We start from the raw sequence: 25,828 nt of genomic DNA, 5'->3' as shown, positions 1-25,828 counted from the left end.
TATTAAGGTTTTTGATTTAAAAATCATTAGGGAACATTTAGTGTATTATAATTACACTTATGTTCCTTTGTTGTTTGTAAGAAAAATACAAAAAATTAATAAATAGGTTTTACATAATTGCAAATATAATTTAAAATGATATTAGTATAAAGTATACTTAGGAGGATTTTATGATAGAAGTTAATAACTTATCAAAACAATTTAAGAATATAAAAGCAGTTGATAATGTAAACTTTAAAGTAAATAAAGGTGAAATATTAGGACTACTTGGGGAAAATGGTGCAGGAAAGACAACTACTCTTAGAATGATAGCAACAATGCTTAAACCTACTTCAGGAGATGCAGTAATTGAAGGATACAGTATAACAAAGGAAACTTCAAAGGTAAGAGGTGAAATAGGTATACTCTTTGGAGGGGAAGTTGGATTATATGATAGACTTACAGCAAGGGAAAATATGATGTACTTTGCAAGACTAAATGGAATGAATGACGAAGAAGCTAAAGAAAGCATAGAAAACTTAACTCATATGCTTCAAATGCAGGAATTTATAGACAGAAGAGTAGGCAAGTTTTCCAGAGGAATGAAGCAAAAGGTAGCCATAGCAAGATCCATAGTTCATAAGCCTTCTGTAATGCTCTTTGATGAACCTACCATAGGACTAGATGTCACTGCTTCCAAAATAGTACAGGACTTTATATTAAGCTGTAAGGCAGAAAATAAGTCCATAATATTCTCAAGCCACAGTATGAGAGAAGTAGAAAAGCTCTGTGATAGAATTATAATAATTCATAAAGGTAAGTTAATAGAAGAAGGAACTGTGGAGGAATTAAAGAGAAAATACAACAATGAAGACATGGAAGAGATATTTATAAGTTTGGTAGGTGATAAAAATGAGTAGCATAGCATTTACGGTATTTAAAAAGGAGCTTAGGGATATATTCAGAGATAAAAAGACGCTTTTAGTAAGTGTATTAATCCCTTTAATTTTATTTCCTATAATGTTTTATGCCATGGGGAAAACCGGATCTGATAACGTAAAAAAGGTGGAAAATAACTTTAAAGTAGCAATAAAGGGAGGAGAACATACACAATTTAGAAGGGTTATAGAAAATTACCCTAAGGTACAAATCACTCCTTCAAGTAACATTGAGGAAGATGTTAAAAGTGGAAACATATTAATTGGACTAGAAATTCCTGATAATGTAGATACGCTTTTAGAAGAAGAAAAGGGAACTTCTGTTAAGATTATATTTGACAATACAAGCCAGCAGTCATCTATGGCTCAAGGTATGATAGAGAAAACCATTGAAGACTATAATAAGCAGGTGGTATCCCATAGACTTCAAAAGAGAAATATAGATATATCCATATTAAATCCTGTCAGTGTAGAATATCAAACCTCAACCACAGATAAGGACAGCATGGGTAAGATAATGCTTTCTATGCTTCTTCCACTTTTCCTTGTTATATACAGCATAACAGGGCCTATGGGAGCAGCGGTGGACTTAGGCGCAGGAGAAAAGGAAAGAGGAACACTAGAGCCCCTTTTAACCACTCAGGCGGGAAGAATGTCACTTTTATGGGGTAAGTTTTTTGCAATAGCTGTAGTAGGACTTATGACCACAGGAGCTTCAATGCTGGGACTTTTAATATCCCTAACCAAATTTGGAGAAAGTCTTGGAACTGAAGGGGCAGCCATTAGCTTAAATCTAGGAGCTTCAACCTTTGCCTTGGTATTTTTAATGATAATACTTTTAAACATGACCTTTGGAGCATTGGAGCTTTCTATAAGCATATATGCCCGTTCCTTTAAGGAAGCACAAACTTATTTAGCACCCCTTAACATAATAGCATTGGTGCCCGTTTACACAACCTATATGCTGGATGCTAGAAATATAGATACCTTTTATTTCCATATACCTGTAGCAAACACAGTGTGCTTAATGAAAGAATTTTTAGCAGGAGTGTTTAATACATCTCATATATTAATGACCTTCGGATGGGTTTTAGTATACATTATGGCAGCAATATTCTTTGCAAGATATATGTTTAGCAAGGAAGAAGTTATATTTAGAACTTAGTATTATAGGATTTGCATTAACAAAGCTTCAATGCTTTTATAATGCAAATCCTTTTTTATGGATTCAAAACTAAAGAGAATTCATGTATAACTAGAAATATTTACTCCTTAATATATGCAGCTGAAAATGTTAATATAAACTAGAAACTAATGAGGTGGAAGAGATATAGAGGATAATGAAACATCAGAAAGGATCTTTATTGAGATTCCATTAGTGGCCTAACAGACGGGTAAAGGAGATATTATGGACGTAGATATTTTAAAGACAGGAACTAAAAAACAATAATATAGATAATGCAATAAGAGTTATTGAAGAGTTTGGTGAAAATAAGTTTTATGAATCAGTACCATATCTAATAAAATGTTTTGAAGATACAAATAATCACAAATTGAGAAATACTATTGCTATAGCTTTAGCAGATATAGGTGATTGGAGAGAAAATTGAGTACATATATAAATTTTAGGGACATAGTAATTTATACTATTATTTTATATTTCTTATATAAAGGCTTTTTTAAAGCATCTAAAAAATATAATGATTATATATATAGAAGTATAGGTTATGGAATGATATTTAAGAAAAGCAAAGAAATTGAAATTTTACTCCAAGGTTTGAAGGATGATAGATTAACTAAGTATAACATGTATGGTTTGCTTATTAATATAAGCAGTTTATATTATTCAAAAAAAGATTATGCAAATGCTATAACTCATTTTGAAAAAGGGATGAATATTATTTACAATGAAGAGTTTTGTTTTGATAAGTATTATATTAAGATGTTAGGTTGTTATATTTTGCAAGGACAAAAGGAAAAAGCTATTGATTTGTATAATAATCTAGTACCGCGGCAAAGATATGATATTAAATTTAGGAAACTTGAAACAAACTTTAAATTCTTAGATAATTTAGAAAAGAGATAAATGCAATAAAGATTAAGAAGATGTGCATGAAGAAACTAAGAACAAGTCAATAGGACAAGCTATTGATAAAAACAGATAAATTTGCAAGCTATCTTTATGAGGGGATAGGAGAACACAATTGATTAAAGGGAGCTTAACATTATGAGAAGTATAATAAGAGATATTCTTATGATTATATTAACAATAATAACTGGAATATTTGTATATTATTTATTAATAACCTTTATTGAGAGTTTTCCAAAAGAATATTCAAAGATAGTATTTTTAATAATGGTTATAATATATCTTATTTTAAAAAAGAGATATAAAAGCTTGTAAAGTATGAAATCTATAAGTGGTTATTTTTACAATTGCATTAGATATATATTGCTAAATGCTAATATTACATAAGGAATGCTCAAGGATACATCACAGGATTATTTAATAAGACAGGAACGCAGGTTGTAAGTTTACTTAGCGAGGTATTTTAAAAGCCAAGCAAAGTAATTAAAATACAACAATACTAAAAAGGAATGATTTAGGGTGAAATATAGTATTACAACATTAATTATATTATTTATTACACAAGTTACTATGAGAAGTATAGGGATAGAAAATATTTCGGTACAAGCATTCATAGCTCTTTTAGCAATTGCATGTTCTTTAGTAATATTCGGAACGTATAAGGATGGAAAAAAGGGATTTGGCATTAGATATAATACAATCATTGCAATATTGTCTGTAGTAGCAAGCATATCAGTATCTGTAATGTTCATAATACTTAAAGGATATCCTGCTTTAATGTATAGATATGGAGAACTCCTTGTAATAGTATCGTTAGTAAGTTATTTTGCACTAGGGCTTTTTATAATTATTTATAGAATAGTTCATGAAACAAAGAGAAAGTAATCTACTAGGAAGTGTTGAAGCTTTTTTACTATATAACCCAAAGTAGTAGGAGATAACATGATAAGTAAGCAGGTATAAGGAATGCTTGCTTACTTCTCTTTTTAAATAAGAAATGATGAGGCTAAGCAAGAGAATTACTTTCAAATAAGCCATTTTCTTATTGTGGGATAATGATGTTAATAGAGTGATTAGAAGGAGTTAGTATATGATAGATATAATAAAAGATATCTTGAAAATTATATTATTAATAATAAGTGGACTATTTATATTTTATTTATTCTCGGCATTTATAGATATTTTCCCTCGAAAATATTCAAAATTAGTAATGATTATAATAGTTATAGTATATCTTATTTTAAAAAGGAAGTATAAAAATTTGTAAAAAGAAAGTCATAATCTAGCTTGCATATAGAAACTATAAAAAACTCATAAAAATTTAAAATAAGGCAATAGGACAAACCAAGGTTCTATTGCCTTATTTTCTTTCAGATATAATAAAATTTAAGTGAATCTAGGAAATATTTACTCCTTAATATATGCATGTGAAAATGTTAATATAAATTAGAAGCTAATACGGAAGTATTATTAAATGGATAGTGTATTTGCTGCTGTTCTAATAATTCAGAGTAAATATGGAGGATTATATTTTGAAATGCAACAAAACAGAAGTGTTAAAATATAGTTTATATGTAATTGCTGTTTCTATATTCTTTGAGTTATATTTAATTTTTGTAGCTGTAATAGTGAATAATAAGGCGCTAAAGGAAGTTGAGAGCGTATTAATAGCAGCTCCTTTACTATTCGGACCATCTTTAGGATATGGGGTATACAAGATTATAAAACATAGAAAGAGGATAAAAACTGATTTGGAATTTCGGCGTCAGTTAATATTAAGAACGACAGCTGAAATCATAGCTATTCTTATACCGTTATATATTCTTGTAGTTTTATTAAAATTTGTAAAATACTAAGTTTATAAAGAATTTCAAATGGACATTTAGCTTTACTAAAAGGTATTAAATATGATGCCCCTCTGCCTAATATAAATTTTTATTACAAGAGTTTTTCCTTATTACAAAGGGAGTGAATTAATTCATGAAAAAAGAACGGACAGGCTCTGCTGTAGCTTTAATAGCTGTGGCAGTTACTAGAACGATTTTTCAAACTATAGGATTTGAAAATATGTCCATGAATGTTCAATTGATAATCATTAGATTGATACCGTTTTTTATTGTGATAGCTATATTAAAATTTACTAAAAATAAGAATAAAACTAAACACTTAATATGTGCAATGGTAATGATTACTATTATTGCCATACTTATTGGAATAATGATTGCAATTCAAGAAAAAAACCACAAACTTTTAATGAAGTTAAATTAGCTTTCATAATATTAATAACTATACTATTTTTATTAATGCTCATAATTCTAATAGTAGGATTAAAGCATATAGACCATAGCAAAAAGTAGTTCTAGTAAGTTTTATTTTGTTTGTAAGTTAAAGGGAAAATCTTATTGGCTTTTTTAAAATAGAGCATAATTTGCAATAAAATTTGATCATATATATCTGATAAGTTACATAATTTAGGAGGAGATAGCTCATTGAATTTATTAATTGAATTTATATTTATGATTTTTATTAGGTTCATTATATTACTTTCAATAATATATATGTTCATAAAGTTAAATAAAGAAAAGAACAGCTCAGTTAAAGATATGTTTAAATGGGCTTTTATATCCTCAATTATATCTTCTATTATATACGCCTTTATAAATTAAAATATAGAAAAAATAGCAATGAATTGTACTAATAATTTGGTATGTGCAGCTGATGTAATTATCAAATCATTGGTTGCTAATGATGAACTGGGGACGGACTAGGAGTGGTAATTTGAATAATAAACAAGAATATGGTGCTGTAATAGGTTTAATAACTGTTATAGCTACACAAGTCCTTTTGAAATTAATTGGAGTTAATAAAATCTCTACATGGATATAGGCTACAGTATTAATTTTTTCAGGGGTTATATTTTCGATTTATGCAATTAGAAGTAAAAATAATAAAATGGGATTTAAGTTAACTGTAGCTTCAGTTGTAATAATTTTATTTATGTGTATTGTTAATGTGATAGCTGTAGTATTTATTCAATGCTATCCCCAGCAAGCGGATAAATATGAATTATTAACAATGATATTAGTATTTTTGTCTATAGTAAGCTTTTTAGCATTTATTATATTTTGGATAATTATAGCTGCTAAATTATCAAATAAAAGCTAACATTATAAAAAGTGCTTTTATATAATGCAATGTCTCAATAGGAGTGTATAAATGAAAAATAAAAAAGATTTAATGAAAAGATTATCTATTGCAGGAGGCGATTTTGGATACTTTTGTATGATGCGGTTTCCAATAGGATTTAAATTCTTATTTTTAGTTATGGCGTTATTGGCACTAATAATATATATTATAGAAAGCATTAAGAATAATTATAGTAGGATTTCAATAGTAGTAAGTGTATTAAGTATATTAATGATTATTATACTTCTTATGGATGAAATTATTATTTATAAGTATCCTCAATTCTTGGGATATCGAGGATATATTATGGCAGTGGGAACTATTATAATCATGGGTATAATTATATGTGGTGACATCAATTATAATAAGATAGTAAATAAAAGAGAGAGATTATTTTCTAAAGCATTATCATTAATAATATTTGGAGGAGTAGTATTATTAATAATATTACTAGTGTTAAAAAAATCTGGAGTAATACCACAATAGCTAAATTAAATGAAAAATAATGTAAGTTTTGCAAAACCTAGCTAAGTAAATTAGTTAGGTTTTAGTTTTTGTAATAGTATAGACTGATTAGCTTAAAAATGTAAAATGATTTACAAGAGATAAGATTTGCTCGCAATAACCCTCGGGAGATGTTAACAGTGAACGCAATTTGTTTTGCTAAAATAGTTAAAGCACTAATCTCTGTGGGTACACTTCAATGATAGGCGCTTTTTTATTTTGAAGTTTTATTACATTTTGCTTTTATACTGAAAATTCAAAAATAACATAAAATGTGGAAATATATAAAAATTAAAGGTATAATGTATATAAATGTTAAAAAGATTAAGCGGAAAAATTTTTTATCTAAATGATTTTATACGAAATGGGATGATTAATTATGGACTTAAAGAATGATTTTTTGATAAATGAATTACAGAGATTTGAAGAGCTTGGAGTTTTTATCTATGATATAAAAAATGATATATGGACTAGTTCGGAGATATTTGATGAATTAGTTGGAATAAATGATAGTTATTTCAAGGATTTTAAAAGCTGGTTAAATATTATTCACCCAAGTCAAAGAGAAGAGTTTGAGATATACGCTAATCAAGCAATTGGAAGTGGGGAATATTTCAATAAAGAGTATCGAATAGTACATCAAACTGATGGAACTGAAAAATGGGTAGTAGTAAAAGGAAAGGCATACTTTGATCAGTACGGTACGCCAGAAAAATTAGTAGGTACTATTCACGACATTAGTGAGCTTAAGAAAAGCGAAGAAAGATATAAAAAACTTTATAAAAAGTTTCAAGAAAAACAAGCTTTTTTAGAATCTCTCATTAACTTAATTCCAGACTTGATTTTCTATAAGGACGTTAGTAGTACATACTTAGGATGCAATAAAGCTTTTGAAGCTTTTATAGGAATTAAGGAAAAAGATATTATTGGTCAAACCGATTTTGATATTGTAGATAAGGAATATGCAGAACATTTTAGAGCGATGGATTTAACAACGATGAAGCAAGGAGACCACCTTAGAAAAGAAGAATGGATTAAGTATCCCGACGGTAAACGTGTTTTAGTAGATACAATAAAAACACCTTATTATGATGCCCAAGGTAATATTTTGGGACTTATAGGGGTAAGCAGGGATATCACTGAAAGAAGTAAAAAAGAAGAATTACAAAAAAGTATTCAAGAGGAAAGAAGAAGGCTAAATGAAGTAAAAGAGACGGATAGAATTAAAACAGAATTTTTCACTAATATTTCACATGAGTTAAGAACTCCAATAAATGTTATTTTTTCAGCTTTACAGATGGAAGAACTTATGTTGAAAAATTGTTCGAGTGAGAATAGTTCTATAGATAGATTTAAATATATAAAGATGATGAAGCAAAATTGTTATCGTCTTCTAAGACTGATAAATAATTTAATTGATATAACAAAAATTGATAATGACTATTTTAACATAGATGAAAGCAATCATGATATTATAAATTTAATTGAAAACATTACCTTATCTGTAGCTGACTATATTGAGAACAAAGGTATTTCTATTACATTTGATACAGATGTTGAGGAAAAGGTTATTGCATACGATCCAGAAAAGATAGAAAGAATTATGCTAAATTTGTTATCAAATGCAGTGAAATTTACTCCTGAAGATGGTAACATACTTGTTAAAATAGAAGATAATACTAGTGATATATGTATAAGGATAAAAGATACTGGAAGAGGTATACCGGATAACAAACTGAATTCAATATTTGAACGTTTCGTACAAGTTGATAAGTCTCTTACAAGGAATCATGAAGGAAGCGGAATAGGCCTCTCCCTTGTTAAATCTCAAGTTGAGTTGCATGGTGGAAGAATATCCGTAACAAGCAAAGAGGGACAAGGAACTGAATTTATTATACATATTCCATGTAAATTAGTTGAAAGCCAAGATTATGTTAAAAAAGATTTTGATGATCCAATATATAAAGATTGTATTGAAAAAATTAACATAGAATTCTCTGATATATATAACTAAAAATTGGATTAATAAATTCTTTAACTGATAATAATAAAGATGAATATGGTATTCATAACATAGAAGTCCTAGATAAACTGGTTTTAATGGAATGGTTACAGAATCAGACATTGACATGTCTTTGAGATGTGCGGAGGAAAGGTGGTAGAAATTCAAGGAAAAGAAAATAACTATAGGGTGAATTTTATATAAGATGCTTAGCAATGTGAATTGATTTGTGATATAATGGTATATAAGGATTAATTTTATAATAAAAGATATGCTTTATTTGAGTAAAGGAATTAGTGTTTTATACTTTTGAAAAAATATAGTTAACACATATTGACAATGTGGACAAGACCACATATAATTAAAACGTATGAAACATATATGTAAGATATGAATAATGCTATGATGAGAAGAGTAAGTTAAGAAAAGCTTACAGAGAGAAACCTCCTTGGGTGGAAGAGGTTTTAAGTAGATCTTAATGGAAGTGCATCTCTGAGCTCTGAATTGAAAAGAAGTAGGTTTCAGCGGGAACGCCCGTTAAAGCGTTGAGGTATATTAGTACCAATATATTAATGAGATATCATTCAAATGAATGGTAATCAGAGTGGAACCGCGTAGTATTAAACTTCGTCTCTGAACAAGAGAGGGAGTTTTTTTGTTTCTCAAAATCCGGAGTTTGAGAAACAAAAATTTCAATAATTCTTAAAGAACTAATTATATATTATAAAGGAGAATTAACAATGAAATTTAAAAAGTTATCAAAAATTTTAATTGGAGTAATGGCTGTGGCAGTATTAGTAAGTGCTTGTGGAAAATCCAAAAACACTACTACTGATGCAGCTCCAGCTAAATCAGATACATTTATATATGGTATTGATGGAGATCCTGGTAATTCTGTAAATGTAATAACAACAAGTGATCGTTATGGATTGATGGAAATAAAGGCTTTATATTCACCATTATATATGTATAATGCAGACAAAATTAATTATTTCCTTGCAGAAAGTATGACGCAATCAGAGGATAAATTAACTTATACTGCAAAACTTAGAAAAGATGTGAAATGGAGTGATGGAACTAAATTCACTGCAGATGATGTAGTATTCACATACAATGAGATGTTAAAAGAAAAAAATGCTGGTTGGGCTTATAGCCAATTAATATTTAACGGAAAACCAGTAAAAGTTACAAAAGTTGATGATTATACAGTTAACTTTACACTTCCAGAAATTAGTGCGCCAGGAATTGAACTTCTAGCAAATATATTCATAATGCCTAAGCATATATATGAAGGAGAAACTAATTTCGAAAATAGTGAAAAGAATGCAAAACCAGTAGGTACTGGACCATATAAATTACAAGAATATAAGGCAGGCCAATATGTAAAGTTTGTTAGTAATGATGATTACTTCTTAGGAAAAGCAAAGATCAAAAATGTTATTTTTAGAGTAGTACCAGATGCTAATACTGCTAAACTTTCTTTACAAAAGGGAGAAATAAATGCATTATCTGTTCAATCAAGTGATTTAAAAGACTTAATAAAAAATGATACTTTAACTCCTTACAAATATGATGAGGGTAGAGTAGCATACTTAGTACTTAATTCTAACTCTAACAAACTTAAGGATGCAAATGTAAGACAAGCAATATTTTATGCATTAAACAGAACAGATTTGATTAATGCTGCTTTTGGATCAGAGGAATATGCTAAGAAAGCTTACTCATTCCTTCCAAACGAAAATAAGTTTCACTCAGATGATGTTGAAAAATATGAGTTTAACCAAGCAAAAGCTAAGGAACTTTTAGCAAAAGCAGGAGTTTCAGGACTTAAAATTAAACTTGGATATCCTGGAAGCAATGTACCTTACAAAAAAGAAGCGGCTATAATTCAACAAAATCTTAAAGCTGTGGGAATAGACGTTGAACTTGCTGCTGGTGAAGATGCTGCAATAAGTGCACAAATGAAAAATGAAAAAAGTAATTATGATATGTTCCTTGGTGGATACATTATGGGTATAGATCCTGATACATTTAATTCATTGTTTGCATCTGACAGCCAATATAATTACAGTCATTTTAAAGATAAAGAAATTGATGATTTATTTAATGCTGGAAGAGTTGAAACAAATGAAGCAAAGAGAAAAGAGATATATAATGCAATCCAGAAAAAAATTCAAGCTAATGCATACTTCTATCCAATTCTTGAAAATAAGAGAATTGTAGTTATGAGTTCTAAACTAGCTGGGGTAGATGAAGCTCAATTAGTGCCAGTATATACTTTTGAAGATATGTCTAAGCTTTATTTTAAATAAGAGCAATTTATTTTAATACATGGGGAATAAAGAGATTTATTTCCCATGTATAATTTATTAATTAAGGAAGTGAGAAAAGAGTGGCAAAATATATATTCAAAAGAATTCTTCAAGCTATCCCGCTGCTTTTAATAATTTCTATAGTATGCTTTACATTAATTCAGTTAGCTCCATACAATGCAGTTGATGCAATGACTACCCCAAGGATGCCCCAAGCCACAGTTGATATTATAAAGGCTAAGTATGGATTTGATAAACCTGTATATGTACAGTATTTTTTATGGCTTAAAGGCATACTAAGTGGTAATTTTGGATACTCAATAGTTACCCATGAGAGTATTTCTAATGATTTAGCTGCAAGGTTACCAGCAACCATTGTATTGGTATTACCAGCATATTTAATTGCACTTGTAATTTCAATAATCCTTGGATTAACAGCAGGAGCAAATAAGAATAAATTAGTTGATAAAATAATAGATGGATTTTGTTCAATAGGTATAGCCATACCTAGTTTTTGGTTTGCAATGATTATGATATTTATATTTGGATATAAATTTGCCATTTTCCCAATATTAGGAATAGGTACTATAGGGGTAGATGAATCATTTTCAGATTTTTTACTTCATTTTATAATGCCATGCACTGTTTTGGTTGTTGCATACTTACCAGAGCTTATAAGATATGTAAGGTCTTCAACAATAGGACAAGTTTCTGAAGGATATGTAATGGTGCAAAATGCCTTTGGGGCAAGCAAGAAAGAGATATTATTTAAACATGTGTGTAAAAATGTACTTTTACCTATCATAACAAAAATTGGGATGGCATTACCTATGCTAGTTACAGGAGCGATGATAACAGAGACTGTATTTGGATGGCCGGGAGTTGGGCCATATTTTGTAAAGGCTGTTCAAGGATTAGACTATCCTGTTATTATGGCAATTTTAATATTATCATCCTCTTTAGTTATAATGGGTAATTTATTGTCAGATATATTATACTGTCTGATTGACCCTAGAATAAAGGAAATGGAGTAAAGCATATGAAAAATAGAAGATTAAAGAATGTTAAAGAAGAGCTAAAAGGTAATAAAAGTGCTTTATTTTCAGTGGCCTTTTTAATCTTTATAATACTTATTTCAGTATTTGCTTTTTTAATACCTATAAATCCAGATGCCGTAGATACATTAAACATTTTACAACCTCCTAGTTTAACTCATTTATTTGGTACAGATGAATTAGGTAGAGATTATTTAACAAGAACCATATATGGAGGCAGAGTGTCCCTTATAGTTGGAGTTCTTGCTATGATTATATCTACCAGCATAGGAATAGGAGTGGGCACTATAAGTGGATATTTTGGAGGTAGAATAGATAATATTCTTATGAGATTTGTTGATATAATATCATCTATCCCATGGATGATACTTATAACTGTAGTTAGTATATTTTTGAAACCAGGACTTCAGGCAATAATCATAGTAATAGGATTATTTTCTTGGATGGAAACTGCGAGATTAGTTCGTGCAGAAACTCTTTCAATAAAGGAAAGAGAATATGTGCTTTATGCAATTTCCATTGGGCAATCATCTAAAAGTATAATATTTAAGCATATTATTCCAAGTGTATTTCCTACTATTATAATAGCTTCTACATCAAGTATTGCTAACGCAATAATGACAGAGTCATCACTAAGTTTTTTAGGCCTTGGGATTCAGCAGCCAATGTCTTCTTGGGGAAATTTACTTCAAAATGCTCAAACAAATTTGCAAAGTGCTCCATACATGGCTATTTTACCAGGAGTATTAATAATACTAACAATATATTCATTCAATAAATTAGGCAATGTTTTAAGAGTATTTGTTGAACCTAAGATTGCAGGAGGTGAAAGATAATATTATGGCTAAAGAAACACTTCTTAAAGTTAATAACCTTAGAACTACATTTTACAGTAAAGATAAAAAGATAGAAGCTGTAAGAGGAACAAGCTTTCAGGTTGAAACCGGTGATATTCTTGGAATTGTTGGAGAATCTGGTAGTGGTAAAAGTGTTCTTATGAAGTCAGTAATGAACATATTGCCAGAAAACGCAAAGATAGATTCAGGAGAAGTTTACTTTGAGGGAAAAGATATTGTCAAGTTATCCCCTAAAGAAATTCAAAAAATTAAGGGTAAGGAAATAGCTATGATTTTCCAAGACCCTATGACAGCATTAAATCCTTTGAAAAAAATTGGAGATCATATTGTAGAAATATTAATTAGACACAAAGGTATTAATAAGAAAGAGGCAAAGAAAGTGGCAATGGATCTTCTACATGATGTAGGTATACCCATGCCAGAAAAAAGAATAAATCAATATCCACATGAATTTAGCGGTGGAATGAGACAAAGAGTATTAATTGCAATGGCTCTTGCATGTAGTCCTAAGCTTTTAATTGCAGATGAGCCTACAACGGCCCTTGATGTTACAATTCAAGCGCAGATATTGGAGCTTTTAAAATCTCTTAAAGAAGATAATAACATGTCTATTATTCTTATAACACATGATCTTGGAGTAGTAGCCAGTTTATGTAATAGAATAGAAGTTATGTACGGTGGATTAATAATGGAAGAGGGGCTTACAGAAGAGATATTTTATGAAACCAAGCACCCATATACAAAGGCGTTATTAAACTCTATACCCAAAATTCAGGGGGATGAAAAGGTAAGACTTCAGCCAATAAATGGTTCAGCGCCATCCCTTTTAAATCCTCCTAAGGGATGCCCATTTGCAGAACGATGCGAATTTGCAAATTCAAAATGTTTTAGTGAAATGCCCGAATATAAAAGTTTTAGTAAAACTCATAAGGCTATGTGTTTCTTAGCAGAATAGAAAATATTATGCAATTTAAGTTGTTAGGCGGGAGGAAAAACAGTGAATAATTCGGATGATATATTAATACAAGTAAGAAATTTAAAAAAATATTTTTCAGTGAAAAGTCAGTTTCTAGGAGGAGAAAAAAAGTTTATAAAAGCTGTAGATGATGTTTCCTTTGAAATAAAAAAAGGAGAGACCTTTGGATTAGTTGGAGAATCCGGATGCGGTAAATCCACTCTTGGAAGATCCATAACCAGGCTTTATGATATAACAGAGGGAGATATATTTTTTGAAGGTGCCAATATTGCTAAATTTAATAAGAAACAGATGAAAGAGTATAATAAAAGGATGCAAATTATCTTTCAAGATCCATATTCATCATTAAATCCTAATATGAATGTTGAAGAATTAATTAATGAACCTTTAGCACTGCATACCACTCTTACAAAGAAAGAGAGACTAGAGAAAACAGAACACTTGCTTGAAATAGTTGGACTTAAGAAAGCTGATATGGAAAAATTCCCACATGAATTCAGTGGTGGACAATGCCAAAGAATAGGAATTGCAAGAGCAATATCAACGGAACCTGATTTTGTATTATGTGACGAACCAATTTCAGCATTAGATGTGTCAATACAAGCCCAAGTTGTAAATATGTTAGAAGACTTGCAAGATCAAATGGGTTTAACATATCTTTTTGTAGCTCATGATTTATCAATGGTAAGACATATTTCAGATAGAATTGGAGTAATGTATTTAGGTAATATTGTAGAGATATCTAAGAGCAATGATTTGTATAAGAATCCACTTCATCCATATACAAAGGCTCTTTTATCAGCTATACCTATAGCTGATCCTAGGAAGGCACAAGCATCTGTAAGGAAGATTATTGAAGGAGATATACCGAGCCCTATGGATATTCCTTCGGGCTGCAGGTTTCACACTAGATGCCCATATGCAATGCCAAAATGCAAAGAAATTTCACCTGAAATGAAGGAAGTAGAAAGTGGACATTCTGTAGCATGCCATTTATTTTAAGGACAAGTTCTTAAATACTGTTCTTAAAATACAGCAAGATTTAAAAGATGATTTTACACTAGGCGGCAAAGAACTAAATTATTCACAATTTTATACTTGTAAGAATAACTTATTAGCATAGTTCTTTATTGGAGGATATAAATGGGATACTATGTTAATGTAGAACCAAATGTTAAAGTTTATGTGGAGGATCTTAATCCAAAGGGAGATAAGACAATTGTATTTTTGCACGGCTGGCCTGGAAGTCATGAGTTGTTTGAATATCAGTTTGATCAGCTTCCAAGGATGGGATATAGGTGCATTGGGATAGATACTAGAGGATTTGGAAAATCAGATAAGCCTTATGAAGGTTACGACTATGATAGATTAGCAGATGATGTTAGATGCGTGGTTGATGCATTAAAACTTAATGATTTCACTTTAGCAGGACATTCAACTGGTGGAGCTATAGCTATTCGATATATGGCTCGGCATAAAGGGTATGGAGTATCTAAGCTTGCTCTTTTTGCAGCAGCAGCACCTAGTCTTATTAAACGTCCAAATTTCCCATATGGTTTAGAAAAGGAAGAGGTTATTAAAATTATTCAGGGAACATACACTGACCGCCCTAAAATGCTGAGAGACTTTGGAGATATATTTTTCTTTCAGCATATAACTGAACCATTTTCTCAGTGGTTTTTTAACCTGGGTTTACAAGCAGCGGGATGGGCAACTGCAGCCGTTGCTAAGACATGGATAGCTGAGGTATTATTTGACGATTTAAGAAAAATAAAGGTTCCAACCTTAATTATTCACGGCATTCATGATAAGGTTGTTCCATTTGCATTAGGTAAGGTACAAGAACAATGCATCAAAAATTCAAAGCTTATACCCTTTAAGTTCAGCGGCCATGCTTCATTTTATGATGAAAAAGATAAATTCAATGAGGAATTGATGAAGTTTATTGATTAGTGCCACCCACGTGGCAAGTGGCAAGTGGCAAGTTGAGCAGCAATAAAAGGAGCAGAATGAGCTAAGATTCTGCTCCTAAAAAGGCTTTTTGTATACCTTTGAAAAGTCCTTCAGCTATTTGATTTTGATAACTATCAGAGGATAACAGCTTGTCCTCGTCAGGGTTAGACAAAAATCCCATTTCAATGAGAATTACTGGCACCTTAGACCAGTTAAAGCCTGTAAGATCCGTTCGAGTTATAATTCCTTTGCTCTTCATTCCAACTTGATTTACTAAGGTGTTAAAAATAATTTCTCCATATTTTTTACTAATACCGGATATATCCTTTGAATAACCAACACTGCCAGGTACTAGCATGGATGCTCCTTTAGCAGATGGGCTAGTAAAGGAATCAGCATGAATTCTTATAACTAAGTTCGCATTATTTTTATTTCCTACTTCAGCTCTAGCTATATTTCCCATAGTTTGATTATTTGATGTTCTGGTCATTATTACCTTATACCCAGCTTTACTTAGATAGTTTTTAAGCTTGGCAGCTACATTTAAATTTACAACATATTCTGGAGTTCCTGTAGATACTCCAGTAGCCCCTGCAACGTCTTTTGCTTTCATAACTGTTGAACCTGGAGCAATGGGCTCTTTCTCTAATGTAGCCTTTCCTCCGTGGCCTGCATCAATAACTATAACTTTACTTTCTTTACTCACTTCATTTTTCTTTGTATCCTTTAAAGCTTTCGCATCAACGATATCTTTCTTTTGTGTATCGCTATTTATCTGTTTATTAGAATTAGTGTTTATATTATCTTTTGATTTGGATTCTTTATTCTGTATGCTTGAATTAATTACAGAAGCAGTGCTCTTATTTAAAATATTATTAGTGCAGCCGCTTAAGTTTACCATCATAACAGCAGCCATTATTAAAGGAACTATGTATCTTCTAATCATTTCCTCACCCCAAAGGTATTGTAACATGAATTGTTAGGTTTTTACAAATCACCTACACCTTTTAAGACTTAGAAAAAACTTTAATATAAAAGTGTTATGCATGATGGCACTTTGTTGAATTTGACCATAATATAAAATATACTGATTATATATCAGATTATTTCAGGGAAGGACTGATTTGAATGGGGGTTCAATCAACTATACCAGAAGTAAATAGCTTCCTTGAGGAGGTTAAATCTCTTGTAAAATCTGGAAGTTATGATTTTGTTCCTAGGCCTAAAAATAACTTAACGAGTCTTGGTATAAATTTCAAAATTGCTTTAGATATTATATTAAAGTTAACATATAAGGACTATTTTAATGGACCTAAACTGGATAATAATCCTAATTTTACAGGGTTTATATGGGAGTTTGGTGCAGATGAAGAAAAGTATCAAATATACATTAAATTAAAGATTAAAGACACCAGTAGGGGAGAATTGCTTTGCATTATGGGATTTCACAGAGCAGATTCCCCCATTAAATATGTATATAAATAGGAAAGGGGTGTTAATCTTGCAAAAGGAATTATATTGTTATAATTGTGATAAGTACAACACTGTGGATATAATAAAAAGAAATGAAATATATGTAGTTAAGGGTGAGCCTATAGAAATAGAAGTACAGATATGTATTTGTGAAGGCTGCGGTGAAGAATTATTTGACAAGGAATTGGATGAATTAAATATTGAAAGAGCATTTGATATATATAGAAAAAAACATGAACTATTATATCCTGAGGAAATTAAAGCCATTAGGGAGAGCTATGGTTTAAGTCAAGGAGCTTTTTCTGAGCTTTTAAATTGGAGGGAAGTTACTTTAAGTCGATATGAAATGGGGGCTGTTCAAGATAAGGATCACAACAATACTCTCATACTTCTCAGAAATCCAGAGAATATGCTAAATATCTTAGAAAGGAACAGCGGTATTTTAACGCCCTTAAAAGAAAAGACATTAAGAGAAAAGATAACTCAGCTTTTAAAATAGTGCCACCCACATGGCAAGTGGCAAGTTGAATAAAATAAAAAGAGCAGGATCATCTAGGATTCTGCTTTTAACTATTAGGCTTTATAATCGTGGGCGGTGTATTTTTTTCCTGTAATTATCTTTGATATAACGGAAACTAAAATGCTAGTGAGTAGTATTATAGCAATTACTATTATGGAAAATGCAATGTCTATTTCTATATTGAACATTAATATAGAAAGTTTTACACCTGTAAATACCAATATTAATGCTACTCCATATTCTACGTATTTGAAGGTATCATTTACTTTTACAAGCAGGAAGTAAAGACTTCTTAATCCCAGTATTGCAAAAATATTTGAGGTATAGACAATAAATGCATCTGTGGTTATAGAGAATATTGCAGGGATGGAGTCTATAGCAAATAAAATATCTGTGCCTTCAACAATTACAAGTATTACAAACAGAGGGGTAGCATGAAGCACATTATTTATTTTCACAAAGAACTTCTCGCCCACAAGATTATCAGTTACAGGAATTACTTTTTTTAGAAGTTTCACCAGCCCGTTGTTTCGAAAGTCATGACTTTCTTCTTCATGTTTAAACATCATTTTAAGGCCGCTCATAATTAGTGTAATTCCAAATATATATAGTATCCAGTGGAATTTACTAACTACTGTAACTCCTAAGATTACAAAAATTAAGCGCAGAACTATTGCACCCATTATCCCATAATTTAATACCCTTCTTTGGTTTCTTGTACTTATTCCAAAGTTTTTGAAAACAAGAATAAATAAAAATAAATTATCCAGGCTTAAAATTTGTTCAATAACATAGCCGCCTAAAAATTCTAAAGCCTTTTGCTGACCAAATATAAGATAAATTCCTAAGTTAAAACATAAAGCTAGACAAATCCAAAATAGTACCCATTTAAATGCTTGTTTTGTATCTATATTAAATTCCTCCCTTCAATTCTTTTCTTTAGTAATGAAGGATGATTTGATATACATAGTGCGCACCTACATTAATAAAATTACTTAATTACTACATAGATATTTTTATGTTCGATTATTATTTTTTATGATAAAAAAGAAAAGTGCCACTCACGTGGCAAGTGGCAAGTTGAGAAAAATATAAGCACTATATTTTTTAACTAATTTAGCTCCCGTATCAAAGGCCCTTTGACAATCTATTGGAAACAATTCTTTTCGACGCTAAAATAGTCCCCTCCTTATCGTAAACTAGGTAAGGTAATTAATATTATTTTGGAGATAATAAAACTAAAATACTAAGTAGAGGGGTAATTATATGATTTTAAATATAATATTGGGCTTTATAATTCCTTGGATATTTGGAATAATGCTTTATTTTAAAGATAAAAAAACAGTATTAATTATTGCTCCTTTTTCGTCAATATTGGCATATATAACAAATGAATTTTGTTTTCATTATAATTTTTGGAGAGTAATACCTATAAATGTTAATGACGATTATACTTCTATATCTGTAAATCTAGGGTTATATTCTGTATTGGGATGTTATTTGATTTATTGTATCTCAAGAAAGTACTTAAAGCCCTATTTAATCATTTTGATTTTTACAGTAGCTACTACAGCATTGGAATACTTAGGGCTTTTATTTCACTTAGTTATCTATGGAAATGGTTGGAATATAGGATGGACTTTTTTGTCATATCTTATTCCATACCTATTAATATATTGTTATTACTTAGATCTAAGATGCGTTAAGGTTTTTGAATAGATATGAAATATACTAAAATAAGTTTCATTGGTATAAATGTATAAAATAGTTTATGTTTAGGGAGGGACGAGGAACAGTTTACACCATTCCCTATGACTGTTTTAGGGACCATCGCTATTAAAAATGATCCAAATAAAGTCCCTAACTGCAATCATTGCGTCCTTATATCCTTTATTATATATTTTTGTTTCATAATTATCATTATTAAGAGGCTTATCTGCTTCAGTTTCAATAAATTGTAATATCTGAAGTAGCTTCTCAAACGGTTTTCTTAAAGTCATATATATCCCCCCAGTAATACAATATGCAAGAGCTATCCAAGTGGTACGAGCTATATCGTTGCATTAATTTTATTATTTGATTGCTTAACTATTTAATATGGAAATCATAAGTAGCATAGTGCTAGGAAGTTTTTTATAATTTTATTTTTTATATTGAAGAATAATATAAATAGGTTTTGATGTAGAGAGTAAAAAACTTATACAAAGGAGAATATTATGACTCAAGTAGTAAAGCGAGGATATGTTGAAAGGGATAAAATAGAGTTTAATGATAAAAATTTAAAGTTGTTAAAACAAGCCCAGCAGGATATTTGCTTTTTATTAGACAGGGGATATGAAATTAATAAAGTAATTGATTTTATAGGGAATCATTTTTTGTTTTCTGCAAGACAAAGATTAGCGTTAAAAAGGGGTTTATCTTCTTCGGTAGATATTAAAAGAAGAAAAGAGCATCAGTTAAAAGAGGGCTATGAAAATGCTTTGATACATATTGATGGATTAAATTTAGTTATTACACTAGAAGTAGCACTATCTGGATCTACGCTTCTTCATTGTATGGATGATACAATAAGGGACTTAGCTGGTCTTCGTGGTACTTATAAGCTAATTGATAAAACAGATGCTGCTATTGAGCTTATTGGTAAAAGGTTAGAGAAAATGAACATAGAAAAGACAATTTTTTATTTAGATTCTCCAGTTTCAAACACTGGAAGGTTAAAGGTAAGGATATTGGAAATTCTCTCAAAGTATGATTTTGATGTGGAAGTTATTCTTGTGCCAAATGCAGATGTTATCTTGAACAGTTTGGATAATGTAGTGACCAGTGATGGTATTATATTAAATACTTGTGAGAGTTGGATTAATCTAGCATACGAAATTATAAAAGAATATTTACCTAATGTAAAATATATACATTTTTAGTTTTTTATATTAACTGCTAATATATATGTGCCTAGTGCTGAATACAATCAAACATGTCAACAATGTATCAAATGCTGACATGTTTTTATTTACATTGTCATACATACGTGATAAAATCTGAGATTGTGTTAAAGAATAATGTTAAAAATTGAACTCTTTATCTACACACAAAACAATACAATTGATATATAATTAAATAGGTTGGCATATGTCTTTTGAAGGATAATATGTAAAAAAGCACAGAGGAAGATTCAAATTGAGTCTTCGGGAAGATTAATTAGAGGAGGACATGTTATGAAAATTTCAAAAAAAGATGCGTTGATGTGGTTTGAATTCTTTGCAATGTTGCCAGAGGATGAGGAACCAATGACAAAACAACAAGAAATCATTTACGCTACCTTTGCACAAATCGAGGCAGCCATTGATCATAGAAATGATACGTTAATGTCGGAAATTAAAAGTTTGAAAACTTTGGGGAACAGAACTCTTTTTGTGGGAAATGAAAGCAAATTCCCTAAAGGATGTTGTTCTTGTCTGATGGGAACTGGATTAAGTGCAATTAGGAAAACGAATAAATGTAACATAGAGTGTAAGTTCTGCTATAACTATGGAGAACTAGATAATATTGCTCCAGTTGGCGAAGGTATGTGGGAAATTGGAGGTACAAAATTTTATGACAAGGATATTGATTTACTTCTTTCCATCTACAAGAAACCAACGGGTATTTCCTACGTTTATTTAGAGCCATTCATGGAAATTGAAAAATACTATCCAATAATAAAGAAATTTAGGGATGCTGAAATTCATCAACATCTATATACAAATGGTATCTTAGCAACAGAAGAGACATTGAAAGCATTAGCTGAAGCTGGTCTTGACGAAATACGTTTTAACCTGGGTGCTTCTAATTGCTCAGATAAGGTTATTGAAAACATTGGAATAGCAAAAAAATATATTAAAAATGTAGGTATTGAAACTCCAATGACTCCTGAGTTTTTTGAAACCTTTTTTAAGAAAAAGCAAGCGATTTTAGATACAAAACTGGATTTTATCAATTGTGCAGAATTACATTTAAATGAAAATAACATAGATAATTATTATGGTGAAAACATGTATATTTCCAGACATGGATATATATCTCCGATTTGGAGTAGGGAATTAACTCTTAAATTCATGAAAATAGCTGATGAAGAAAAGTGGGATTTAGCAGTTCATGATTGTTCAAACAATACAAAATTTGCTAGAGATTTAAATTTGAGTAGCAAAGAGGGTAAGTGGTTTGGAGCTAGTAATTATGCCTCAGAGTTTGCTAGAACTCCATACGAAGCGTTTTTACCAATACTACGTGATGACAATTTCAAATTTTTAAGTGAAGAAGAATTACCTGAGGGGTATAAAGCAGGAGAAATGATTTTTTAGAGAATATTTTAAATTTTGAGGGCTGGATACCTGGTTAAAATGGAAAATAAAAAGTAGTGCATGAATAAAAACAGCTCTCTAAACCTATAGGGAGCTGTTTGTTTTTAGATTAATCCTTAATAAAATTACTTTTTTCTCCTGTATGATATAAAGTTAATCCGTGAAGAGCCCTTGTACAGGCTATATAAAGAAGTCTTTTATCAAAATCGCTCTTATAATTTTTATCTGAAACATTGTATACTAGTACAACGTCAAATTCTAAGCCCTTTGCTAAATATGACGGAACAACTAATACAGAGTCGTTCTTTTTCATATCCTTATCTTCTAGTAAGGTTGCATCAATGTATTTACTTAATCTGTTTTTTACATCCAGAGCTTCCTTTGAGCTTTTGCATATAACTGCAATGGACTTATAGTTTAAATCAAAGTATTTAGTAACGTCCTTACAAATAGCGGTATCTAATTCGTTTGTATCTTTTACAAATTTAATTTCTGGAGCGGCTTCATGCCTTTGAAAGGGCACTGCCTCCTGGGTGTTACTTAAAAGCCTTTGGTTAAAGGTATTGATTTCAAAGGAAGATCTATAACTTTTATTCAAGCTAAGTTTTACAGTTTTTTTCTTTTTAAGTATTTGCGCTATACAGTCATATATAGTCTTATTTCCATATTTCTCAAGAGTTTGATTATAATCCCCAAGTACTGTATATCGTGCATTTTTAAACAATAAATTAAATAAATAGTAGTGCATTGGGTAGTAATCCTGTGCTTCGTCTATAACAACCTGCTTTATTTCACCAAATTCTTCATTGCCTTGAATACTTAATTTTAAGTATAAAATTGCAGCAGCATCTTCATAGGATATAGCTTCGTTATCTAAGTTGCCTTTAGTGTATTTCATTATTTCATCTATGTTTTCTGGCAGGGTTATACCTTTAGAAAGTCTTAGAAATAAATTTTTATCTTTAAATAATAGATTATATAAATTTAAATGATCAATTTCTGTGAAAGTGTGAATATACTCCATAAGTTTAGCGGCTTCTTTAATGCATAAAAGCCTGCTAAAGGATTTAATTTCAAGTATATGATCTTCAGTTACTCTTTCAACAACTTCTTCAACCATTTCAAGTCTTTCTTTTCTTAATGGGTGAATTTTATCAAGTATCATATTTTCTATTCTCTTAAGCCGTTTTGCTGCTGGCATGTTTATTTTATTATTTAAAAAAATACTTTTTATCTGCTGGCCGGTTTTAATTATTTTTCCGTTGAAGTAAACATCCTTAAAAGGGATTAGCTTTCTCTCTAAATATATTAGCAAATTATCAAGAATTTTTATAAATTCAGGAGAACCCTTAAACTTAATGCTGTCAAGCTTTGTTTTGAAATCATCACTGCTACAGCTTTGCAAAGTCAATAAAAGTTCCATTTGGTTTTCCCGTGTCTCTAATACATAATTTTTATGAAAGGAATTTACTATAATGTTATCAAAGGTTATTTGCTCCACATTGTCTTCTCCAAGCTCAGGGAGTACATCTGAGATATAACTGCTAAAAAATGAATTAGGGGAAACTATTATAACGTTATTTGTATTTAGCTTAGAGTTTAATCCTTCGTAAAGTAAAAATGCAATTCTGTGAAGAGCTATGGAGGTCTTGCCGCTTCCTGCAGCACCTTGAACAATTAAAAGCTCATTTTCCGTATCTCTTATGATAATATCTTGTTCCTTTTGAATCGTTTGAACTATGGTTTTCATTTTATCAGAAGCATTTTGACTTAATACTTCCTGGAGCATTTCATCATTTATCTTAATACTGCTGTCAAAAAAGTACTTTAGTTTTGAATCTTTGATTTTATATTGTCTCTTTAATAAGATATTACCGCTTACAATTCCAGCAGGGGATTTATAAAAGCATTTACCTAATTCGCTGCGATAATATATGCTTGAAATTGGTGCACGCCAGTCGTATACTAAAATATCACTGGTTTCATTGTCTACTAAACTGGACAACCCTACATAAATTTTTTCAGTATCATCAAAGTCGTCTTCAATAAAATCAAATCTTCCAAAGTAAGGGGAGTTAAGCAATTTATTTAGTTTTTTTATTTGATTTTCTGTACTAATATAATCCCTAGCTTTGATTCTGGATTCATTAAGAAAGTGATTCCTTTCAGGTACTTCATCAAAGTTCTCTGATGAATGAGATACCTCTTCCCACATCTCTCTTCCAGCAGCTATAACGCTGCTTAGTTTTGAATTTAATAATTCTTTTTCCTCTTGTAAATTTTTTTTGATTAAAGATAAAGTTTTTTCAAGGTACTCTAATTCTTCATGTTGATTTTCATTGAAAGTATTCAAATTATCACGCTCCTATAATTTTTTGTAAAATTTATTGACATTATTAAAATCTTTGTGCTATAATAATAGTGTAATTTAGAAAAGTATGATATACTTGTTATAATTGTGTGCGAAATTCAATTATATAATAAATGCATAGATTTGTAAAGAATATTCAATATAGCTGTTGATAAAATTATTTTATCAACAGCTTTTTTATAAAAGTGCCACCCATGTGGCAAGTGGCAAGTTTGAATAAGGCAGAAATAATGATAAGATATATAGAGTAAAAGGCTATTTCTAGTTTTCTACCCTGGTGTTTTTTATGGCACTGGGGTTGTTTCAACTTAATAAATAGTTGTACGATAATGTAGTATATAATATAATTAGTACTCTAGTAATTAAGCATGAATTAAATGAAATAGGAGATGTATTTATTGAAAAAAATAATTATTGCAGAAAAACCATCTGTTGCAAAGAATATAGCTGATGCCCTTGGCGTTAAGGTAAGAGGGAATGGATATTTTGAAGGCAATGATTACATTATTACATGGGCTTTTGGTCATTTGCTGCAGTTATTTGATGCAAAAGACTATGATGAAAATATGAGAGCTTGGAGACTTGAAAGGTTTCCCTTTATTCCAGAAAAATTTCAGTATAAAGTCAAATGTGATAATGTAAATAGAAACTCTGTGGATAAGGGTGCCGAAAAGCAGCTTAATATAATAAAAAGTTTAATAGATAGACCCGATGTGGATGGAATCATTTCTGCCACAGATTTTGATAGAGAAGGACAGGTTATTGGAGACGAATTATTCTTGTATTTTAATGAGAAAAAGCCTGTATTTAGAATGTTATTAAACGAGTGGACTGCGGAAGAAGTGAAAAAAGGTATTTCGAATCTAAAGCCTAACGAGCAAATGAAATCCCTCCAAGATGCAGGTATTGGAAGGCAGTGGGCCGATTGGATAATAGGAATAAATTTAACTTCTGTAGCAACATTAAGATATAACTTTAATGACAAGAAGACATTAAACATAGGAAGGGTTTTACTGCCAACATTAAAAATTATCTATGATAGAGACAAGGAAATAGAAACCTTTCAATCATCCACTTATTATAAATTAGTAGCAAATTTCAAAACAAAAGATAATGAGGAATTTGAAGGAGTTTATTATGAAAATGACAATGAAAAATTTGATGATAAAGAAACTCCAGAAAATATAGTTAAGCTTTTAGAGGATAAAGACGCAGAAATTATAGAAAAACAAGTAGATAAGAAAAAAGATTACCCGCCGCTATTATTTAATTT

Annotated in this window: 26 protein-coding genes and 1 other annotated feature; of the genes, 22 read left to right on the top strand and 4 right to left on the bottom strand. The window is 30.3% G+C overall.

Going from position 1 to position 25,828, the window contains the following annotated elements; translation table 11 throughout:
- Positions 1–170: 170 nt before the first annotated feature.
- The 16 genes from DP68_RS09250 (at position 171) to DP68_RS09180 (ending at position 15,851) form a co-directional block, all read left to right on the top strand.
- The gene (locus DP68_RS09250) at positions 171–899 is read left to right on the top strand and encodes an ATP-binding cassette domain-containing protein (protein WP_035308762.1); all 729 of its coding nucleotides are present in this window, start codon (positions 171–173) and stop codon (positions 897–899) included.
- Positions 892–2,082, top strand: coding sequence for an ABC transporter permease (locus DP68_RS09245; RefSeq protein WP_035308760.1), 1,191 nt, complete (start codon positions 892–894; stop codon positions 2,080–2,082). Before DP68_RS09250 ends, DP68_RS09245 begins: the two co-directional genes overlap by 8 nt.
- A gap of 441 nt (positions 2,083–2,523) precedes the next feature.
- Complete coding sequence (locus DP68_RS09240; RefSeq protein WP_035308758.1) at positions 2,524–3,003, top strand: tetratricopeptide repeat protein; 480 nt, start codon at positions 2,524–2,526, stop codon at positions 3,001–3,003.
- A 141-nt stretch (positions 3,004–3,144) separates the two neighbouring features.
- Positions 3,145–3,321 carry a hypothetical protein gene (locus tag DP68_RS19570; protein ID WP_291548184.1) on the top strand — a complete coding sequence of 59 codons (177 nt, stop codon included), beginning with the start codon at positions 3,145–3,147 and terminating at the stop codon, positions 3,319–3,321.
- Between the two features lie 204 nt (positions 3,322–3,525).
- Positions 3,526–3,891: a hypothetical protein gene (locus DP68_RS09235; RefSeq protein ID WP_035308756.1), complete on the top strand. Its 366-nt coding sequence runs from the start codon at positions 3,526–3,528 to the stop codon at positions 3,889–3,891.
- A gap of 647 nt (positions 3,892–4,538) precedes the next feature.
- Complete coding sequence (locus DP68_RS09230; protein WP_035308753.1) at positions 4,539–4,862, top strand: hypothetical protein; 324 nt, start codon at positions 4,539–4,541, stop codon at positions 4,860–4,862.
- 124 nt (positions 4,863–4,986) lie between these two features.
- Complete coding sequence (locus tag DP68_RS09225) at positions 4,987–5,274, top strand: hypothetical protein (RefSeq protein ID WP_035308751.1); 288 nt, start codon at positions 4,987–4,989, stop codon at positions 5,272–5,274.
- Between the two features lie 684 nt (positions 5,275–5,958).
- Complete coding sequence (locus DP68_RS09220; protein ID WP_035308750.1) at positions 5,959–6,171, top strand: hypothetical protein; 213 nt, start codon at positions 5,959–5,961, stop codon at positions 6,169–6,171.
- Positions 6,172–6,222: 51 nt separating this feature from the next.
- Positions 6,223–6,678, top strand: a complete 456-nt coding sequence (locus DP68_RS09215; RefSeq protein ID WP_035308748.1) for a hypothetical protein — start codon at positions 6,223–6,225, stop codon at positions 6,676–6,678.
- Positions 6,679–7,075: 397 nt separating this feature from the next.
- Positions 7,076–8,710, top strand: coding sequence for a PAS domain-containing hybrid sensor histidine kinase/response regulator (locus tag DP68_RS09210; RefSeq protein WP_035308747.1), 1,635 nt, complete (start codon positions 7,076–7,078; stop codon positions 8,708–8,710).
- Positions 8,711–9,091: 381 nt separating this feature from the next.
- Positions 9,092–9,336, top strand: a binding site (T-box leader).
- 102 nt (positions 9,337–9,438) lie between these two features.
- Positions 9,439–11,010: an ABC transporter substrate-binding protein gene (locus tag DP68_RS09205; RefSeq protein WP_035308745.1), complete on the top strand. Its 1,572-nt coding sequence runs from the start codon at positions 9,439–9,441 to the stop codon at positions 11,008–11,010.
- A gap of 80 nt (positions 11,011–11,090) precedes the next feature.
- Positions 11,091–12,044, top strand: a complete 954-nt coding sequence (locus tag DP68_RS09200) for an ABC transporter permease (protein WP_035308744.1) — start codon at positions 11,091–11,093, stop codon at positions 12,042–12,044.
- A gap of 5 nt (positions 12,045–12,049) precedes the next feature.
- Positions 12,050–12,901, top strand: a complete 852-nt coding sequence (locus DP68_RS09195; RefSeq protein ID WP_035308742.1) for an ABC transporter permease — start codon at positions 12,050–12,052, stop codon at positions 12,899–12,901.
- 4 nt (positions 12,902–12,905) lie between these two features.
- Complete coding sequence (locus tag DP68_RS09190; RefSeq protein ID WP_035308739.1) at positions 12,906–13,877, top strand: ABC transporter ATP-binding protein; 972 nt, start codon at positions 12,906–12,908, stop codon at positions 13,875–13,877.
- A gap of 42 nt (positions 13,878–13,919) precedes the next feature.
- The gene (locus DP68_RS09185) at positions 13,920–14,900 is read left to right on the top strand and encodes an ABC transporter ATP-binding protein (RefSeq protein WP_035308736.1); all 981 of its coding nucleotides are present in this window, start codon (positions 13,920–13,922) and stop codon (positions 14,898–14,900) included.
- Between the two features lie 141 nt (positions 14,901–15,041).
- Positions 15,042–15,851, top strand: a complete 810-nt coding sequence (locus tag DP68_RS09180; protein ID WP_035308733.1) for an alpha/beta hydrolase — start codon at positions 15,042–15,044, stop codon at positions 15,849–15,851.
- 61 nt (positions 15,852–15,912) lie between these two features.
- On the opposite strand, the gene DP68_RS09175 is transcribed toward DP68_RS09180, so the two are convergent.
- Entirely contained in the window at positions 15,913–16,797 is an 885-nt protein-coding gene (locus tag DP68_RS09175) for an N-acetylmuramoyl-L-alanine amidase (RefSeq protein ID WP_052085735.1), read from the bottom strand.
- A gap of 182 nt (positions 16,798–16,979) precedes the next feature.
- Here DP68_RS09175 and DP68_RS09170 point away from each other — a divergent pair, with 182 nt between their 5' ends.
- Positions 16,980–17,336: a type II toxin-antitoxin system MqsR family toxin gene (locus DP68_RS09170; RefSeq protein ID WP_035308730.1), complete on the top strand. Its 357-nt coding sequence runs from the start codon at positions 16,980–16,982 to the stop codon at positions 17,334–17,336.
- A 16-nt stretch (positions 17,337–17,352) separates the two neighbouring features.
- The gene (locus tag DP68_RS09165) at positions 17,353–17,823 is read left to right on the top strand and encodes a type II toxin-antitoxin system MqsA family antitoxin (protein ID WP_052085734.1); all 471 of its coding nucleotides are present in this window, start codon (positions 17,353–17,355) and stop codon (positions 17,821–17,823) included.
- A gap of 74 nt (positions 17,824–17,897) precedes the next feature.
- On the opposite strand, the gene DP68_RS09160 is transcribed toward DP68_RS09165, so the two are convergent.
- A complete protein-coding gene (locus DP68_RS09160; protein WP_081957157.1) occupies positions 17,898–18,755 on the bottom strand; it encodes a TerC/Alx family metal homeostasis membrane protein in 858 nt (285 codons plus the stop codon).
- Positions 18,756–19,110: 355 nt separating this feature from the next.
- Here DP68_RS09160 and DP68_RS09155 point away from each other — a divergent pair, with 355 nt between their 5' ends.
- Complete coding sequence (locus DP68_RS09155; protein WP_035308727.1) at positions 19,111–19,563, top strand: hypothetical protein; 453 nt, start codon at positions 19,111–19,113, stop codon at positions 19,561–19,563.
- 101 nt (positions 19,564–19,664) lie between these two features.
- On the opposite strand, the gene DP68_RS09150 is transcribed toward DP68_RS09155, so the two are convergent.
- Positions 19,665–19,844: a hypothetical protein gene (locus tag DP68_RS09150; RefSeq protein WP_035308725.1), complete on the bottom strand. Its 180-nt coding sequence runs from the start codon at positions 19,842–19,844 to the stop codon at positions 19,665–19,667.
- Between the two features lie 216 nt (positions 19,845–20,060).
- Between DP68_RS09150 and DP68_RS09145 the strand changes: the two genes are divergently transcribed.
- On the top strand, positions 20,061–20,765 hold the full coding sequence (locus tag DP68_RS09145) for a DUF434 domain-containing protein (RefSeq protein WP_035308723.1): 705 nt from the start codon (positions 20,061–20,063) through the stop codon (positions 20,763–20,765).
- 294 nt (positions 20,766–21,059) lie between these two features.
- Positions 21,060–22,184: a radical SAM protein gene (locus tag DP68_RS09140; protein WP_035308721.1), complete on the top strand. Its 1,125-nt coding sequence runs from the start codon at positions 21,060–21,062 to the stop codon at positions 22,182–22,184.
- Positions 22,185–22,293: 109 nt separating this feature from the next.
- Here the strand turns inward: DP68_RS09140 and DP68_RS09135 are convergent, their stop codons facing one another.
- Positions 22,294–24,537, bottom strand: coding sequence for a 3'-5' exonuclease (locus DP68_RS09135; RefSeq protein WP_035308719.1), 2,244 nt, complete (start codon positions 24,535–24,537; stop codon positions 22,294–22,296).
- A 416-nt stretch (positions 24,538–24,953) separates the two neighbouring features.
- Here DP68_RS09135 and DP68_RS09130 point away from each other — a divergent pair.
- Positions 24,954–25,828: DNA topoisomerase (locus DP68_RS09130; RefSeq protein WP_035308717.1), on the top strand; the 875-nt coding region annotated here is incomplete at its 3' end.

The organism is Clostridium sp. HMP27, assembly GCF_000765165.1.
Lineage (GTDB): Bacteria > Bacillota > Clostridia > Clostridiales > Clostridiaceae > Clostridium_AK.
The sequence above is the reverse complement of the archived record's forward strand: the minus strand, read 5'-3'. Positions and strand labels throughout refer to the sequence as shown.